This is a genomic window from Clostridium sp. JNZ J1-5, from assembly GCF_053901425.1.
On sequence record NZ_CM132773.1, the window covers coordinates 2,238,066 to 2,253,806 of the forward strand.

Consider the following 15,741-nt stretch of genomic DNA (forward strand, 5'->3'; position numbering starts at 1 on the left):
GGAATAATATATTATAAGCCAATATGTTAGGAGGTAATTTTGTGAAGAAAAAAGTAACATTTTCACTATTTTTAATATGTTTTACTATTATATTTAGTGGATGTATGAAAAAGTCTGTAAATGTTTCTCTAAAGTTAAAAAAAGGAGATGCATATAAATTAGAAATAGATAGAAATGAAAAGGTTACTCAAAATATAAAAGGACAAAAAACTGATGTAGAATCTAAGTCGAGAATAAGTTATTTATGCCATGTATCAAACATAGATGATAATAAAAATGCGGACATAAAAGTTACTTTTGATTCCATAGATATGAAGAACAAAACAGATACTGGACAAACGGCTAATAGTAATGACCAAAAGGCTATGTCTCAAGGAATAGATAAAGCTTCTAAAATATATAGTTCACTTATTGGTAAAAGTTTTAGAGTGAAAATAGGAGAGTATGGAAAAGTAAAACAAGTAATAGGCATGGATGATGTAGTAAACAGCATATTTACAGAATTAAATATAAAAGATGAAAGTGAAAAAGAAGGTATTAAAAAGATTATGAAAGAGGAATTCGGAGAAGAGGCTATTACTAAAAGAATAGAGAGGATAACTTCAGTGTATCCAAATAAGGCAGTAAAAGTAGGAGAAGTATGGAAGACTAAAGTTCCAGTATCAGATAAATTACCTGTAGAAGCAGAAAATCAATATAATTTAAAAGAAAGTGATCAAGGTACATCGGAAGTTTTAGTAGAATCTAAGATTAAAACAAAAGAAAATGCTGAACCTGTAGTAGTAGAAAATATCAAAGTTAATTATGAGGATATAGACGGCACTCAAAAGGGTACCATAACTTTAAATGAGAAAACAGGTTTGATAAAGCGTTCTGAACTTGAAAGCGATTATTCTGGAAAGATGAGGCTATATTCTGAGGATCCTAATGTGGGGGCGCAAATTTTCCCTATTAGTGTAAAGGAAAAAACAGTAGTAAATGTATTAAGACAATAACTAGAAAGTTGTAAATATAGAAATGTTAATTATAATATATATTAGAGCTTGTTTATATATTAACCATTACGTGGATAAATTTAATTAAAATTTAGGAAGGTAAAAAACTTCAAACTAAGAATTGATGTAAGTTCATTTAGTAGAGGGTCATATAGACTAGTACAGATGTATTAAATTGGGTAATCATCAGAGAAATTAGGTTTAGTTTAGACTTTGTATAGAAATTAACTATAATAATTGGGGGAATATTTTAAATAATTGGCTATGAACTCAACAATTTTTAAAGCAGAGCTTAATAATTTAATTTAAATAATTAGTAAACAAAAGGAGGAGATAGATAAATGAAAACTGCAGTAGAAAGGTTCTTAAAATATGTTAAATATGATACTAAGTCAGATGAGCAATCAGGTACTAATCCAAGTTCAGATGGACAAATGGTATTGGCAAAGGAATTGGCACGAGAGTTAGAAGAAATGGGAATGAAAGATGTATCAGTAGATGAGAAGGCATATGTAATGGCTACACTTCCATCAAATATAGGCAGTAATGTGCCTACAATTGGGTTTATAGCTCATATGGACACATCTCCAGATATGAGTGGAAGCGGAGTAAATCCACAAATAATAGAAAACTACGATGGCAATGATATTGTACTTAATGAGAAGGAAAATATAGTATTAAAAGTTGCGGATTTTCCAGAAATAAAGCAGTATGTAGGAAAAACTTTGATAACAACAGATGGAACAACTCTTTTAGGAGCAGATGATAAGGCTGGAGTTGCAGAGATAATGACAGCTGTAGAATACTTAGTAAACCATCCAGAAATAAAGCATGGAACTATTAAAGTAGGGTTTACACCAGATGAAGAAGTTGGCCAAGGAGCAGATTATTTTGATGTGAAAAAGTTTGGAGCTGACTTCGCATATACTGTAGATGGAGGCCCTATAGGAGAACTTGAATACGAAAACTTTAATGCAGCTGGTGCTAAGATAACAGTAAAAGGAAGAAATGTGCACCCAGGATATGCTACTGGTAAAATGATTAATTCAATATTTATTGCAAATGACCTTATTGGAATGCTTCCAATGAATGAAACTCCAGAAAGAACTCAAGGATATGAAGGATTTTACCATCTTACAAGTTTTAATGGAGAGGTTGAAGAGACTAAACTCCAATATATAATAAGAGATTTTGATAGAGCTAAATTTGAAGAAAGAAAAAATGTGATGCAAGGCATAGTAAACACCCTAAACAATAAGTACGGTGAGGGGACGGTTCTACTTGAAATTAAGGATCAATACTATAATATGAAAGAGAAAGTTGAACCAGTAAAGCACATTGTAGACAATGCTTTTAAGGCAATGGAAGAGGTTGGAGTAGTACCAAAGGTAGTACCAATCAGAGGTGGTACTGATGGTGCAAGGCTTTCATTTATGGGACTCCCAACACCAAACTTATTTGCTGGAGGACATAATTTCCACGGAAGATATGAATACGTACCTACTTTTGCCATGGAAAAAGCAGTTGAAGTAATACTTAAAATTGTAGATATTTATTCTAGAGGATAAGAAATTTTAATGGAAGAGAATAAAGGGACTGTCCCTTAATGTCTCTTAAAAATCTTTCTTATAAATTTATTCAGGATAACATGGGGAGATTTCGTATAATAGTCCATCATAATATCCGTTATATAGAGAGTAAATATTATAATTTATGAATTAAAGTTTATTAATATAATTATAAATTACAACAAAAATAATGTGGCACATACTTAAAAATATGTGCCACATTACTTTGAACTCATTTCTATATAACCAAATCTTCCTATAAGATTTAAAGATTATAGTAATATATTATTTGGTTATATAATTAAGTTTGTTATTGCATGGATCTTTTAGCTACTTTTAGCAATTCATCATCTATAAATGGTGCACAAAATGAAAATGCTTTTTCGTGACCACATTCTGAACAAGTGCATGTACATACATCATATGGAATATCATCTATAATATGAATTTCTAAGTCTTCAGCTATATATGAACCACCGCAAACGTCACAAGGAGTGGAATTAATAATGTCATATTCACTTTCAATATACTTCATTATATCGCGTAGTACCATCTCTTTCCTCCGATTTTATAAAATAAACGAACATATTTAATGGTATCACTTTAAAAATATAATTTCAATGAAATAATAGGGGACAGTCCTATAAATTTGTCATAGCAATTTACATAGTTTTATTAAAATAGATACTATGAAAAGTGTATTTAACATGAGGAACAATATAGAAAATATTACATTATAATCATTAAAAATATATATTGACATGTCAATAAAATAGTGTTAACCTTTACATGTGATAACTTAATAAAGACAAAGTTTAATCCTTCAGGGCAGGGTGAAATTCCCGACCGGCGGTATAGTCCGCGAGCGATAATTAAGTTAAAATATTTTAGCTTATTATTGCAGATCTGGTGAAACTCCGGAACCGACAGTAAAGTCTGGATGAGAGAATAGGATTGATTGCATAGAGTGATAACATTGTGAACTATTTTGTTTGCATATGTTTTATATGCATTATTAAAGATAAAGAATAAACTGGCCCTGAAAATTATGTATTTAATTTTCAGGGCCATATTTTATTAAATAATAAACATAAGTTAAATATTTAGCATAAAAATTGCTATTAAACTTAATCCTATATTAATAGATGCCCATCTTTAAGTAATCTTTAATTATTCTCTCTGTTAAAAGAATCCCTTTAGGTAGAAAATTAAAATTTAATTAACTTCACAAGACTTATTTAGCATGTCTAAAATTAAGCCTTGCTTAATTGGAGGTGATTGTGTGGATTATAAGTATATGAAAAGAGCCATAGAGTTATCAAAGCTTGGAATAGGATACACATATCCAAACCCTTTAGTAGGAGCTGTTATTATTAAGAATGGCAAAATCATAGGAGAGGGATATCATGCTTTTTATGGAGGACCTCATGCTGAAATTAATGCATTTAAAAATGCTATAGAAGATGTTAAAGGTGCAACAATGTACGTAACGCTAGAACCTTGTTCACATTATGGAAAGACTCCACCATGTGCTGAAGCTATAGTTAGAAATGGCATTAAGGAAGTAGTTATTGGCATGAAAGATCCTAATGAATTAGTATCAGGAAGAGGTATAGAGATATTAAAACAAAATGGTATAAAAGTAACTTTAGGTGTATGTGAAGAAGAAATAAGAAATTTAAATGAAATATTTATAAAATATATAACTTCAAAGCTGCCATTCTGTATCCTTAAAACGGCCATGACTCTAGATGGAAAGATATCAACTGTTACTGGGGACTCTCAATGGATCAGCAATGAGATCTCAAGACAATATGTGCATGAAATAAGACATAGAGTAGCTGGAATAATGGTTGGTATAGGGACAGTTATACAAGACGATCCAAGTTTAACTACTAGATTGAAAGATAAAAAAGGAAGGGACAGTTCTAGAATAATCGTAGATACTAGAGCAAGAATACCATTAGAAGCTAAAGTTTTGAATTTAGATTCAGACGCTAAGACAATAATTGCTACAACAGAATTAGCAAGTAAAAATAAAATTCAGGCTTTAAAAGAAAAAGGAGCAGAAATAATAATAACTCCCATTAAAAATAAAGGAGTAGATTTAAGTTATCTTATGAGAGAGCTAGGAAAAATGAATATAGATAGTGTTTTGTTAGAGGGAGGATCTACTCTAAACTATTCAGCTCTAGAAGAGGGGATTGTGGATAAAGTAATTTCTTTTATATCACCTAAGATAATTGGGGGGACAGATGCTAAAACACCAGTTGGAGGAGAGGGGAAGCATAGTATAAAAAATGCGATAATGCTTGAAAATATTAAAGTATCAAGATTTGAAGAAGACATAGTTATAGAAGGCTACATAAAGGGAAAGGTGGTCTAAATGTTTACAGGAATAGTAGAAGAAATAGGAGTTATTGAATCTATTCTTTTGGGAAGTGATTCTGCAAGAATAAAAATTAATGCGAAAAAAGTATTACAAGATGTAAAGCTTGGAGACAGTATAAGCACTAATGGAGTTTGTTTAACGGTAACAGAATTCAGCAGTAAAAGTTTTACAGTAGATGTTATGGCTGAAACGATGAGAAGAAGTGGCCTTGGAAGTTTAAAGAAAGGTGACAAAGTAAATTTAGAAAGAGCTTTAGCTGTAGGGGATAGATTAGGGGGACATTTAGTTAGTGGACATATAGATGGAACAGGAACAATCAAGAACTTACAACAAGAAGATAATGCCATATGGATAACCATAGAGACATCTCCAGATGTATTAAGGTATATAGTTCTAAAAGGATCTATAGCTATTGATGGAGTTAGTCTTACAGTAGCTTATGTTGATAATAAAGTATTCAAGGTTTCTATTATACCTCATACTCAAGATGAAACTACTCTTACAAAAAAATCTACAGGAGAGAAAGTAAATTTAGAGTGTGACATGATTGGAAAATATATAGAAAAATTTATATATGAAAAAGAAGCTCAGGCAAATAATAAAGATAAAAAATCAGTTGATATAGAATTTCTAAAAGAGAATGGTTTCTTATAGAAAGGGGTAAATAAACATGGAAAATTTTAAATTTAATACAATTGAAGAGGCAATAAAAGATATTAGAGATGGCAAGATGGTTGTAGTTGTTGATGATGAAGAAAGAGAGAATGAAGGCGACTTATTAATGGCTGCAGAGAAAGTAACACCGGAATCAATAAATTTTATGGCAAAATATGCAAGAGGACTTATATGTATGCCTATGACTGAAGAGAGACTTATGCAGTTGGATCTTGGTCAAATGGTATCTAAAAACACCGACTCTAAAGGGACAGCTTTTACAGTATCAATAGATTCAGTTGAAACTACAACAGGTATTTCAGCATATGAAAGAGCAATGACTGTCTTAAAAGCAGTAGATTCAAAATCTAAACCTGAAGATTTCCAAAGACCTGGTCATATATTCCCACTCCAAGCACGTGAAGGAGGGGTTTTAAAAAGAGCCGGACATACAGAAGCGGCAGTGGATTTGGCAAAGCTTGCGGGTCTGTCCCCAGCAGGTGTTATATGTGAAATAATGAATGAAGATGGAACTATGGCTAGAGTTCCTCAATTAATGGAATATGTTAAAGCACATAATTTAAAAATAATAACTATAGCAGATTTAATTGCATACAGAAGACAAAATGAATCTTTGGTTGAGAAAAGTGGAAGTGCAAAGATGCCTACAAAGTATGGCGAATTTGAAATTATAGGATATACAGATAAATTAACAGGTAAGGAACATATTGCACTAGTTAAAGGAGATGTATCAGATGGAGAACCTGTACTTATTAGGGTCCATTCTGAGTGCTTAACTGGAGATGTATTAGGTTCATTAAGATGTGATTGCGGAGATCAATTAGCGGCAGCATTAAAGGCAATAAATAAAGAAGGAAGAGGAATACTTCTTTATATGAGACAGGAAGGCCGTGGAATAGGCCTTATTAATAAGATTAAAGCATATCACCTTCAAGATAAAGGAATGGATACAGTTGAAGCTAATTTAGCGCTAGGTTTCCCAGAAGATTTAAGAGATTATGGGATAGGGGCTCAAATATTAAAAGACTTAGGTGTTAAAAAGGTAAGACTAATGACAAACAATCCTAAAAAAATATCTGGAATTTCAGGATATGGTATAGAAATAGTTGAAAGAGTGCCTATTGAAATAGAATGCAATACAAAAAATGAATTTTATCTAAAAACTAAGAAAGAAAGAATGGGACATATTTTAAATTTTAATAAAGTAAAAAATTCTAATAAGGAATTAACGGAGGTAGAATAATATGAAAGTATACGAAGGAAATTTAGTTGCACAAGGGTTAAAATTTGGAATAGTAGTTGGAAGATTTAATGAATTTATAGGATCTAAGTTATTATCAGGTTCTTTAGATGCTTTAACACGTCATGGTGTTAAAGAAGATGAAATAGAAATTTCTTGGGCACCAGGTGCTTTTGAAATCCCTCTAGTAGCTAAAAAGATGGCTAAAACTAATAAATATGATGCAGTTATATGCTTAGGTGCTGTTATAAAAGGTGCTACAGCTCACTTTGATTATGTATCTAGTGAAGTTTCAAAAGGAATTGCAAATATGTCCCTTGATACAGAAGTGCCTATTATATTTGGAGTGCTTACAACAGACACTATAGAACAAGCCATTGAAAGAGCAGGAACAAAAGCTGGTAATAAAGGCTACGAAGCAGGTGTTACAGCTATTGAAATGGCTAATTTATTAAGACAATTCTAAAGGTTGTCCATAGCAAAATAACTCTTTATCTTGTTTAGATAAGGGGTTATTTTTTATAGCTTAAATAGGAAGATTTAAATTATCATACTATAATGATAGTTCATGAAATCTGAAACTATATTTGTATATTTAGGGTTGTGCTGAATAATTAGATATCCTTTGTTGCATAAGATTGAGACTGATGACAAGGATATGTTGCTAAAGATAGATTGTATCTGTTTATAATTATAATTACAAAAAATGCGCATAAGAAATGCACAGATAGACCTAAATTCAGAAGCACTACGCTTAAATTTTGAATATATATCTGAATTTTTATAACCTGCATTTTCAATTAGATAATTTATAACTTGTTCAGGTTTAGCATTTCTAATAACAGGTTTATTATAAACATCTTTAGAAATACTTAATTTAGAAATAATTAGAGCGTGATTAATATCTATCTCAGTAATTTCCAAGTTCATTCTAGATTTAACAAATTCATAGTAACGTTTTCTAGCTAATATAGGATCCTTATGAAAGTAACTAAGAATAAAGCTTTCATCTACTAAGTTATATTTATCTAGTTTTTTCCCGATGAAAATACCAAAACTTGAATATTCATAGTTTTCAACACAATTTTTATATCCATTAATATCTTTTGGGTTGTTATGTACATAGGCAGACATACACATAACTGAAATATCATTTGTAGCTATAGTGCTTTTAAATCTATCGCCGAATACATGACCAGTTCTATTGTATGTTTTGTTGTAGTATTGAGCATAGCACTGATTAATATTGTGCATAAACTTACTAATATCAGCTCCATTAGGATTTATAATAAGATGAATATGAGTATCCATAAGACAGTACCCATATATTTGAAATAGAAAAGCTGCTTTATATTTTTTCAATATTTCTAGAAATTTATCTTTATCTTTATAATTTTTAAAAAGTTTAACGTCACTAATACTTCTCATCATAACGTGATAAATACAAGAATTTGATTTAATTCTAGCCATTCTCGGCATAAAATACACCGCCTTTAAATTTTTTATTAATTATTGACCAAAAATTAAAATTTAATCATTTGAGTTGGAAGGGTGTGTCTCTGTCCCTGGAATTTTCTTAAAGTTTGGTAAATGAAAATATGCCTTCATTTTTATTGACATGCATAATACGCTGGGGATACATAGGGGACGGTTCACACATACATAGGGGATAGTCCACATATACATAGATTATTGAAGTTTACTTTTGTGGCGAGGTGATATATTTGATAAATATTATTTGGTTTCTATTATTAGCTTTTGGAATAGTATTTGGTCTTATTACTGGTAAGGGGGAAGTAATTTCAAAGTCTATAATTGGGTCAACAGAAGCTTCAATGAAACTAATAATAGGACTTATAGGGATGATGTGTCTTTGGAGTGGAGTTATGAAAATTGCTCAGAGGAGTGGTATAACGGACAAGTTTTCTAGAATGTTAAGCCCAATATTAAAGTTGCTGTTTAAGGATGCACAAAAGAATAAAGAGGCTATGGGAAGTATAATATTAAATTTAACATCTAATATGTTTGGTTTATCTAATGCTGCTACACCATTTGGAATAAAAGCTATGGAAGAACTCCAAAAAATAAATCCAGATAAAGATACTGCAAGTGATGATATGGCGCTTTTTCTAGTGCTTAATGCGGCATGTATCCAACTTATTCCTACATCTATAATTTCCATGAGGGCGGCTTGTGGATCAAATAATCCTGGAGTTGTGATTATACCAGCCATACTAACTACCGGATTTGCAGCTATAATGGGAGTAATATACTGCAAGATTTTCCAGAGATTTTTCTAGGTGTTACTGCTATGACAATTTTAAAATTTAACCTTTAAAATGTAATTAGGAGGGACTAGCTTGAAGTATTTTATTGAATCCATAATTCCCATATTGATAGGTTCAATAGTGGTTTATGGTATGGTTAAAAAAGTGAAAGTTTATGAGTGTTTCATTGAAGGAGCTAAAGATGGCCTTAAAGTATGTTTCAACATATATCCTTATTTATTAGCTATGCTTATAGCGGTAGGGGTGTTTAGAGAATCAGGAGCATTAGGATATTTTATAAACATTGTGAAACCAGTAGTTAGATTTATTGGACTTCCTCCAGAAGTTGTACCTCTTGTGATGGTTAAGCCATTATCAGGAAGTGGTGCACAAGGAATTTTTATGGACATCTTAAATCGTTATGGAGCAGATACATATATAGGACTTGTAGCATCAATTATAATAGGATCTACAGAGACTATTTTTTATACGCTTACAGTTTATTTTGGAGCTATTAATATAAAAAAGATAAGGCATACATTATGGGCAGCTATAATGGCAGACCTAACAGCAGTTGTAGCTGCAGTAACAATAGCTAAAATTATGTTTAACAATTAATCAGAGCAAGTAAGAAAATTAAAGGACTAGATTAAAGTAGATTAAAGGACTGTCCCTTATATTATCCCTTGTATTAGAAGTACAATATAAATTGAAATTACTTCATAATTAATGAAAGAAGGAGCTGAAAGATAAGTTGATTTATCTTAAGCTCCTATCTTATTTTAATACTCAACTTTTAGATAAATGCTATAAGAAATTCTGCTATAAATTTTGTTGAAAATAGAGAAATAGTATGTTATTATTATGAAAATCCTAAGAATAAAAACAAATGTACGCTATATGAATACACAAAGTGAAAAAAATGTTAAGCTATACATAAAATAAAAAGCATTAGTATAAATAAAAATTAAGGTGGACTAATATATTGCTAAAAGGGGAGTGTAGGAAATATGATAAAAATTAAGGTGCCAGCAACTACTGCTAATATTGGACCTGGATTTGACAGCTTTGGTATGGCATTAAATCTTTATAATGAAATATGTTTAGAAAAAATTGATAGTGGAATAGAGTTTTTGCAAGGTGGACAACCATCACAAATACCTTTAAATGAAAATTTGATATATATAAGTTTTATTAACACTCTAAAAAAGTATGGATACAATCTTGATGGATTTAGAATAAATTTAATTCAATGTAATGTACCTATTTCAAGAGGACTTGGAAGCAGCGCAACATGTATAGTTGCAGGTATTTTTGCTGCAAATGCTGTTATGGGCGGAATTTTAAGTGAAGAAGATATAATAAACGAAGCAGTAAAAATAGAGGGACACCCCGATAATATTGTCCCTGCAGTAGTCGGAGGAATGGTTGTATCCTTAGTGAGTGAAGAAAAAGTTATATATTCTAAAGTAAACGTGCCAAATAATTTAAGGATGTTTATAATGATACCTGATTTTAAATTAAGCACAGAAGCGGCTAGACAAGTACTTCCTAAAAACTACACAAGAGAAGAATGCGTATTTAATATTTCAAGGGCAGCAATGCTTGTAAATGCTATGAATAACGGAGAGCTTAGCAAATTGAGGATAAGTACTCAGGATAAAATTCATCAAGATTATAGAAAAAGTTTAATAAGAAACGTAGATGATATATTTGTAGCAGCTCAAAAGTACGGTTCTTTAGCTGAGTTTATAAGCGGGTCAGGGTCTACACTTATAGCTTTAGTTGATTGCAAGAATGAGGAATTTTATGATAATATGAAAAGTTTTTTAAACGAACTTCAAGATAAGTGGGAAGTTCATTTATTAAAACCTGATTTTAAGGGTACTCAAATATTTAGATAGAAAAAATAAAAGAATAAGGGACAGTCCCATATTCTTTTATTTATTAGCCATACTTAGTTTTATCTTTTTGAACTTATGCCTAAATAAAATTGACATAGCTATGCCTTCAAAAATCCATTGGATAGCGGTAATCCACCAAACATACACAACAGAAACTTTAAGTATATAAACAAATAGGAGCATAAGTGGTATCCTTATGAACCAGCTAGAAATAAGTGAGATTACAAAAGGAGTTTTAGTATCACCAGCACCTTTTAATGAACCACCTAATATTAAAGATATAGCCATAGGAATTTGCTCAACTGCTGCTACCATAAGGCAAAGACTACCTAATCTAATAACTTCTTGCTCCGTTTCTTTAATAAACAATTTTATAAGTGTACTTGGAAAACTTAGGAATGTAATTGAACATATACCCATAAAAATAGCACCTAATGCTGCACAAGTATAGGCATATTCTTTTGCTTCTTTAAAATTTTTCTCGCCAATTTTATGTCCTACCAATGTAGTTGCAGCAACGCCAAACCCCCACCCAGGCATGAAAGATATAGATTCAATTGTTGTAGTGATCTGATTTGCTGCAAATGCGGTTTCACCGATACGCATTATTATAAATGTGCTTAAAAGTCTACTCATACTGAAAGCTCCTTCTTGCATAGAAGATGGAAGTGCTAAAAGTAAAAGGCTTTTTAGCTTGTTTAAGTTTAAAGACTTTATATAATCTAATCTTATTTTCAATCTTGATTTATTAACCATATATATTACAGCAAATACAAAGCCAGATATATGAGCTATAGATGTAGCAATAGCGGCTCCTTTTATCCCTAGTTCTGGAAATCCCAATTTTCCAAAAATCAAGATCCAGTCAAGACTAATGTTTATTATATTTACAAGAAATGAAATAAACAAAGGTGTTTTTGTATTTCCATATCCACGCAAGACTCCGTTTAACATACTTGTTATCATGTTAAAAAATAGTCCAAGAGAAACTATGCGCATATACATCATGCCTAAGCTAACTACATTGGATTGTGCACCACCTAAAATAAGGATTTGCCTAGAAAATGTAAACATTATAATAGATAAAATTAAAGCTATTATGGAACCTATAAAAAATCCTACAGAAGCATATTCTTCAGCAGAGGTATATTGCTTAGAGCCAAATCTCCTAGCCACAAGCGATGTAATACCAACAGATATACCCGCAGAGATAAGTATATTTATAAACGTATATACAACCTCTGAACCTAAGCCAACGGCGCTTACAGCAGTTTGACCGCCATATTTACCAACCATCATAGTATCAAAAACCCATATAGCCATATATAAGGTCATTTCACCAACGGCAGGTAGTGCTAGCTTCAAAACATTAGTAACTATTCTTTTATTGAACATAACCCATACTCCTTTAAATATTAGCTTATAACAAAAATATTCATTATCTATATTAATAGAATAGTAAATATTAGACAAGGATTAGCTACTATGTAAGTTTTAAAAATGAAATTCAAAATTAGATGGAAATTCGACTAAATTTTTAAAAAATGTTAATTTTGGTAATGATTTGCTAAAAATGTAGAAATTTAACGAAGATTTATGTAATTACTTAGATTTTAATACAAATGTTTCACAAAAGTGAATATTATAGTTTAAGGATTGCTAAAGTTTATTGAAAATAATACGATAAAGTAATAATAAAAAACATGCAAATGTTAAAACTTTGAAAAAAACTTAATGGCTTACATTTAGTTAAAAGTATTTATGTCGGGGGGTATAACATATGACTATTAAGAGAAAATTACCTACTATGATTGCAATATTAGTAATAATATCTCTTGCAGTTACAAGTGGGTTGGCCTATTTTTTTGCTTCGAAAACGATTACTGACCAGAGCAGGCAGAGTCTATTAACTATAGTTTCACAAGAATCTGAAACTATATATTCATTAATTTCTGCTGAGAAAACACAAGCAGAACTATTGGCTTCTAGTAATCAGGTAATTGAAGCATCTAAATTAAGGCAAACGGATCCAGGAGAAGGATTTTTTACAAAGGGATATCCTCAAAGTATTGGAGCAAATAATTTATTAAAACAAAGGTATGATAAAATAGAATTACATGAACACCTATTTGTGGCAGACTCCAATGGAATTATATTTGCGGATAGCAATCCTAAAACATTAAAAATAAGTATAAAAGAAAGAGAATATTTTAAAAAAGCAATGCAGGGACAGGTAAATATTAGTGATACTATAGTATCAAAGGTAGATGGTAGAGCCATAGTAATATTTGCAGCTCCTGTAAAAGATGAAACTGGTAAGGTAATAAGTGTAATGGTAAATTCAGTATACGTAGATTACTTCAGTAAGCATCTTAGTAAAATTAAAGTAGGTAAGACAGGATATATCTATTTAGTTGATTCAGCTGGTATGATGTTATCTCATCCAAATAAGGAACTTATAACAAAGCCTGCCGAAAGTCAAGTTATCCAAGGTATAGTAGCAAGCATCAAAAAAGGCGAAAAAGTTGAAAGTGATGTGAAAGAATACTTATATAAGGGAGAACAAAAAATACAATCTTATATTGTTGTACCTGAGGTAAATTGGGTATTATCTGCAACGCGTAATATTAGTGATATGAAGGAAGCAGTAACAAATATGCTAAAAGTTGTGTTAATAGTAACTATACTAGCTATAATTGCTTCTGTAATGATAGGAATTTTGATTTCTAGAAGTATAACCTTGCCTATTAATAAGTTAGTTGGACTTATGGGACAAGCTGCAGAAGGTGATTTAACTGTAAGGAGCAATGTAAAATCAAAAGATGAACTAGGACTTTTGTCAACTAGCTTTAATTCTATGACAGAGAAGATAAGAGAACTTGTTCAAAAGATAGACTCATCAATTAATACTGTCTCATCTACGGCAGATACATTAGTAGATACTTCTGAAAATACATCATTATCAATTGATGAAGTCGCAAAAACAGTGCAACAAATAGCACAAGGTTCATCACATCAGTCTGAGGACGTTGAGGGTGTAGTAGACAAAATGTCTAAGGTAGGAAGTGAAATAGAGAAGCTAAATGAGTACTCAGAAAAAATGAAATCTAGTGCTGAGGATATAGTAAACATAAATTTAAATTCTCAAAACATAGTAAAAACTCTATTTGATAAAACAAATGAAAATGATAAAGCTGTTGAAAAAGTATCATTAATTATAGATGAGCTTAAGGTTAGCTCATCAAATATAGGATCTATAATAGAAGCCATAAGCAGTATAGCAGAGCAAACAAATCTTCTTGCGTTAAATGCAGCTATAGAAGCAGCAAGAGCTGGAGAAGCAGGGAAAGGCTTTGCAGTGGTGGCTGAAGAAGTAAGAAAACTAGCAGAGCAATCGGCAGATTCAGCAAAACAGATAGAAGGAATAGTAATTAATATTCAAGATAAAACAAATAATGCTGTAGATATTGTTTCAAATGTTAGAAAAACTGTTAAAGAGCAAAATGATTCTGTTAATGAGACAGGGGAAACTTTTGAAAATATATCAAAAAATATTGAGAGTATCGCTAGTATGATAGAAAATGTAAGTAAATCTCTAGGTAATATGAATAATGATAAAGAAACAGTTATTCAAGACATTCAAAATGTTTCTGCAGTTTCAGAAGAAACAGCAGCTTCATCTGAAGAGGTTTCAGCAGCTACTGAAGAACAGGCAGCTGCAATGCAGGAGTTAGCTGGATCTATAGGAAAATTAAATTCAATGGTACAAGAATTATCTGAAGCAATAAATATATTTAAAATATAAAAATTTCAGAAATCTCAGGGACAGTCCTCGAAATTGTAAAGGACTGTCCTTAAATTTTTCCTGAATTTTATCTTGTAAAATTTAAAAAATTAAGGGACTGTCCCCGAGATTTTATGATATCATATAAGAGGAAATGTATGAATTAAGATATGCTAGAGGGTGGTTTGTATGCTTCAGTGGAAAGAATTATATGAAGAATGCAGTAAGTGTAATATGTGTAGATTAGGCACTAGTAGAACTAATATGGTTTTTGGTGAAGGAAATCCTAGAGCTAAGCTGATGTTTGTTGGAGAAGCACCAGGAGCAGACGAAGATAGAACGGGAAGACCCTTTGTTGGAAAAGCAGGACAGCTATTAGAAAAGGCACTTAGAAATTTAGATTTGCAAAGAGAAAGAGATTATTATATAGCAAATATATGTAAATGCAGACCGGCAAATAATAGAAATCCACATGATGATGAAGCAGAAGCATGTCTGCAATACCTTAGAAACCAAGTAGCTCTTATTAAGCCTAAGATTATAGTTTGCCTTGGAGCAATACCAACTAAATATATAATTGGCCAAGAATTCAAAGTTACAAGGGACAGGGGTAAGTGGATAGAGCGAAAAGGAGTATACATAATGCCTATATTTCATCCTGCAGCATTACTTAGAGATGAGAGTAAAAAGCCTTTATTTTGGGAGGATTTAAAAGAAATAAAGAAGAAATATGAGGAAATTAAATAATAGTAATTAGTATGCATACATAATTATGATTAAAAAATAAATTAAAAAGAGAAGAAATCTTAAGGAATCTTAAGGGACAGTCCCTTAAGATTCTTTCCCTTAAGATTCTTTAATTAATATAATAAACGAATAGCAAAACTGTAAGATAAATTAGGATTGTACCTAGTGC

At 31.2% G+C, this 15,741-nt stretch carries 14 protein-coding genes and 1 riboswitch; of the genes, 11 read left to right on the plus strand and 3 right to left on the minus strand.

Going from position 1 to position 15,741, the window contains the following annotated elements; genetic code table 11:
• The first annotated feature begins 41 nt into the window (after window positions 1–41).
• Window positions 42–995 carry a DUF6263 family protein gene (locus ACWW38_RS10940; protein WP_456257585.1) on the plus strand — a complete coding sequence of 318 codons (954 nt, stop codon included), beginning with the start codon at window positions 42–44 and terminating at the stop codon, window positions 993–995.
• A 341-nt stretch (window positions 996–1,336) separates the two neighbouring features.
• Window positions 1,337–2,563, plus strand: a complete 1,227-nt coding sequence (gene pepT, locus ACWW38_RS10945) for a peptidase T (RefSeq protein ID WP_456257586.1) — start codon at window positions 1,337–1,339, stop codon at window positions 2,561–2,563.
• Window positions 2,564–2,873: 310 nt separating this feature from the next.
• Here pepT and ACWW38_RS10950 read toward each other — a convergent pair whose 3' ends face one another.
• Window positions 2,874–3,116, minus strand: coding sequence for a metal-binding protein (locus ACWW38_RS10950; protein WP_456257587.1), 243 nt, complete (start codon window positions 3,114–3,116; stop codon window positions 2,874–2,876).
• A 262-nt stretch (window positions 3,117–3,378) separates the two neighbouring features.
• A riboswitch (FMN riboswitch) is annotated at window positions 3,379–3,521 on the plus strand.
• Window positions 3,522–3,845: 324 nt separating this feature from the next.
• Here ACWW38_RS10950 and ribD point away from each other — a divergent pair.
• Genes ribD through ribH form a run of 4 tightly spaced genes read left to right on the plus strand, consistent with a single transcriptional unit; the run spans window position 3,846 to window position 7,336 of the window.
• On the plus strand, window positions 3,846–4,949 hold the full coding sequence (ribD, locus tag ACWW38_RS10955; protein WP_456257588.1) for a bifunctional diaminohydroxyphosphoribosylaminopyrimidine deaminase/5-amino-6-(5-phosphoribosylamino)uracil reductase RibD: 1,104 nt from the start codon (window positions 3,846–3,848) through the stop codon (window positions 4,947–4,949).
• Entirely contained in the window at window positions 4,950–5,609 is a 660-nt protein-coding gene (gene ribE / locus ACWW38_RS10960; protein ID WP_456257589.1) for a riboflavin synthase, read from the plus strand. It begins immediately after the preceding gene.
• Window positions 5,610–5,625: 16 nt separating this feature from the next.
• Window positions 5,626–6,873 carry a bifunctional 3,4-dihydroxy-2-butanone-4-phosphate synthase/GTP cyclohydrolase II gene (locus ACWW38_RS10965; RefSeq protein ID WP_456257590.1) on the plus strand — a complete coding sequence of 416 codons (1,248 nt, stop codon included), beginning with the start codon at window positions 5,626–5,628 and terminating at the stop codon, window positions 6,871–6,873.
• A gap of 1 nt (window position 6,874) precedes the next feature.
• Window positions 6,875–7,336, plus strand: coding sequence for a 6,7-dimethyl-8-ribityllumazine synthase (gene ribH, locus ACWW38_RS10970; RefSeq protein WP_456257591.1), 462 nt, complete (start codon window positions 6,875–6,877; stop codon window positions 7,334–7,336).
• Window positions 7,337–7,410: 74 nt separating this feature from the next.
• On the opposite strand, the gene ACWW38_RS10975 is transcribed toward ribH, so the two are convergent.
• A complete protein-coding gene (locus tag ACWW38_RS10975) occupies window positions 7,411–8,349 on the minus strand; it encodes a transposase (RefSeq protein WP_456257592.1) in 939 nt (312 codons plus the stop codon).
• Between the two features lie 245 nt (window positions 8,350–8,594).
• Between ACWW38_RS10975 and ACWW38_RS10980 the strand changes: the two genes are divergently transcribed.
• From ACWW38_RS10980 to thrB, 3 genes are all read left to right on the plus strand, one after another.
• Window positions 8,595–9,170 (plus strand): nucleoside recognition domain-containing protein, encoded by a 576-nt coding sequence (locus ACWW38_RS10980; RefSeq protein WP_456257593.1) that lies wholly within the window; start codon window positions 8,595–8,597, stop codon window positions 9,168–9,170.
• 60 nt (window positions 9,171–9,230) lie between these two features.
• Entirely contained in the window at window positions 9,231–9,755 is a 525-nt protein-coding gene (locus tag ACWW38_RS10985; RefSeq protein WP_456257594.1) for a spore maturation protein, read from the plus strand.
• 392 nt (window positions 9,756–10,147) lie between these two features.
• A complete protein-coding gene (thrB, locus tag ACWW38_RS10990) occupies window positions 10,148–11,041 on the plus strand; it encodes a homoserine kinase (protein WP_456257595.1) in 894 nt (297 codons plus the stop codon).
• A 36-nt stretch (window positions 11,042–11,077) separates the two neighbouring features.
• On the opposite strand, the gene ACWW38_RS10995 is transcribed toward thrB, so the two are convergent.
• Entirely contained in the window at window positions 11,078–12,436 is a 1,359-nt protein-coding gene (locus ACWW38_RS10995) for an MATE family efflux transporter (RefSeq protein ID WP_456257596.1), read from the minus strand.
• Window positions 12,437–12,821: 385 nt separating this feature from the next.
• Here ACWW38_RS10995 and ACWW38_RS11000 point away from each other — a divergent pair, with 385 nt between their 5' ends.
• Together ACWW38_RS11000 and ACWW38_RS11005 are read left to right on the plus strand one after the other, a co-directional pair.
• Window positions 12,822–14,846, plus strand: coding sequence for a methyl-accepting chemotaxis protein (locus ACWW38_RS11000; protein WP_456257597.1), 2,025 nt, complete (start codon window positions 12,822–12,824; stop codon window positions 14,844–14,846).
• A gap of 168 nt (window positions 14,847–15,014) precedes the next feature.
• On the plus strand, window positions 15,015–15,572 hold the full coding sequence (locus ACWW38_RS11005) for a uracil-DNA glycosylase (RefSeq protein ID WP_456257598.1): 558 nt from the start codon (window positions 15,015–15,017) through the stop codon (window positions 15,570–15,572).
• Window positions 15,573–15,741: the final 169 nt, after the last annotated feature.